The organism is Paenibacillus sp. BK033, assembly GCF_004345425.1.
Taxonomy (GTDB): domain Bacteria; phylum Bacillota; class Bacilli; order Paenibacillales; family Paenibacillaceae; genus Pristimantibacillus.
This window is the reverse complement of sequence record NZ_SLVP01000034.1, coordinates 1-1337: the sequence shown is the minus strand read 5'-3', so window position 1 is coordinate 1337 and position 1337 is coordinate 1. Positions and strand designations below refer to the sequence as shown.

Here is a 1337-nt window from a genome sequence, read left to right as displayed (position 1 = left end):
ATCTCCAGAATGTCCACTTTTTAAAACGAGTGGTCTGGGTGGATATATTTTTGCGCTTTCTCCGCCCCATATTTTACATCTTCTACAACCTTGTTTCATCTAATGATTGTCTGGTATGAAAGAAAAACGTTCAAAATCTAAGGAAACATGAGAATTTAAGAGAAAAGTGATTCTCCATAGAGGGAGGATACTTCCAATATATGTCGAAATTAAGCGTCTGTAAGGTGGAAGAAGAAATTAGAGGTGGTGATGGAAGTGTTGCTTTTGGACGGTATATCCGGATTCCCAGTCGATGATAGAACAAGGGCTGATTCGTTACAATTCAAAAGACTCTGTTACACGTTGGCAAGCTATTCTAATGGGAAGCTTTTATCCTTTGAAGAACCACATGTATCACAGAACTTTTATAAAGTAGAACTTGGCTGGGAAAACAAGAGCACAAGCACTTACATCTTGTTAAACAGTTCCTATCCCTTCGTTGCATTTGCTTCTTCAGTTCAATATTTCGATATTGACTATGTTGATGACTCACTTTCTAATGATGTTAATGCCTTTAGCACTGGATTTAGGGTACTGCCTGTAGTCGTGCTTAATCAACGATTAATACTCGAAGAAAGAACTCAAACCGTGCTAAACGAAAACAGCCTTAATAAGGCGGAACTAAACCAAATCTTTCATTGGAAACCTAAAACAGTCGGGGAAGTTATCTTTAATTTTTGGGATTAGAGATTAATTAAGGCATTAAGTTATCGGGAACGATAGTTCAAACACACGACAGCAGCCGGTACGTCGTCGGTTGCTTTTGGTGTTAAAGTAAAGGGCAGTCTAACGCAACAAATGGAAGTTGATAGCGTCTAAACAGCTGTTACTACATGTGGAAACAGTCTTAGTTGTGATTCGGAGGTAACATGAAACTACGTATACCGTTATACTTTTTCTTCTCTTGTTTAATAACTATATTTTCTGATAAATTCCTAATAGACTGGATACATAGTCATTACATTAAGTCAATAATCTACGGATTACTAATCGGGTTCTCCTTTTTCTTAATCGAAAAAAGTGGAGCAGCAATTAAACAAGTATCAATATTCATTGGCATACTTTTAATTCTAATTAGCTTTGCCCTGATCATAATTAGTAACCACTTTTTAGATTAAGCTACCCCGAAAATTACTCTTAGCTCAGACCCAAAAATGGCAGCACGAAAACAAGCCCAGCTTTTATGTTTTTTTAAAACTGTGCTTCTTTCGAAATTATGAGAGATTAGGACGGTTAAGAGGCCTCTGAGGCAGAAAGAGCAACCTGAAAACCAAGACTCTCAAGCCTGCGAACAGCTT

At 37.4% G+C, this 1337-nt stretch carries 1 protein-coding gene; it reads left to right on the top strand.

Annotated elements, in window-relative coordinates:
- The first annotated feature begins 243 nt into the window (after positions 1 to 243).
- Positions 244 to 726 carry a hypothetical protein gene (locus EV294_RS30140; protein WP_132313692.1) on the top strand — a complete coding sequence of 161 codons (483 nt, stop codon included), beginning with the start codon at positions 244 to 246 and terminating at the stop codon, positions 724 to 726.
- Positions 727 to 1337 lie beyond the last annotated feature (611 nt).